This is a genomic window from Hymenobacter bucti (genome assembly GCF_042681145.1).
In the GTDB taxonomy this organism is placed as follows: domain Bacteria; phylum Bacteroidota; class Bacteroidia; order Cytophagales; family Hymenobacteraceae; genus Hymenobacter; species Hymenobacter bucti.
This window is the reverse complement of record NZ_JBHUFD010000011.1, coordinates 1-752: the sequence shown is the minus strand read 5'-3', so window position 1 is coordinate 752 and position 752 is coordinate 1. Positions and strand designations below refer to the sequence as shown.

At 48.4% G+C, this 752-nt stretch carries 1 rRNA gene; it reads left to right on the top strand.

Features of this window, described 5'->3' with window-relative positions:
* Nucleotides 1-296 precede the first annotated feature (296 nt).
* Nucleotides 297-752 (top strand): 23S ribosomal RNA (locus ACFSDX_RS18610); the annotation flags it as partial.

The window sequence follows — 752 nt, the reverse complement described above, 5'->3', positions numbered from 1 at the left end:
GTAACAAGGTAGCCGTACCGGAAGGTGCGGCTGGATCACCTCCTTTCTGGAGCATCCTTGTTCGTGACGTTTAGTTGTTTAAATAGTAGAGTACGCTTGTACTTATTAAATTGTCTATTTCCTCATTCTGAGTTATTCAGAATGATAACCACCTGGTTATCATTCTCATTTGTAGCAAATTGTGCTACAAACGTTCTTTGACGTAAGGGAAAACAAGAAAGAGAAGTAAAAAGCGGGCATATTTATCACAAATAAGTATGCACTTTACTCCAACCCCGTGTTGGATAAAGCGCAAGCGAGAAGTAAGTAAGAGCACACGGGGGATGCCTAGGGTCTCAGAGGCGATGAAGGACGCGATAAGCTGCGATAAGCTGGGGGGAGGGGCACATACCCGCTATATCCCCAGATTTCCGAATGGGGCAACCCCTTAGGTTGAAGACCTAAGACTACTCCTGTATAGGACTAGAGCAAACGTTGGGAACTGAAACATCTCAGTACCGACAGGAAAAGAAAATAACAATGATTCCCCAAGTAGTGGCGAGCGAACGGGGAGGAGCCCAAACCACGGCGGTTACGGCCGCTGTGGGGTTGTAGGACTGCAACATTTGATTGAATCGAGATAACTGAAGCAGGTGGGAAACTGCGCCAGAGACGGTGAGAGCCCGGTAAGTGACATTTCTGATTCACGATAGCAGTATCCTGAGTAGGGCGGGGCCGGAGAAACCCCGTCTGAATCGAGCGGCACCATCCGC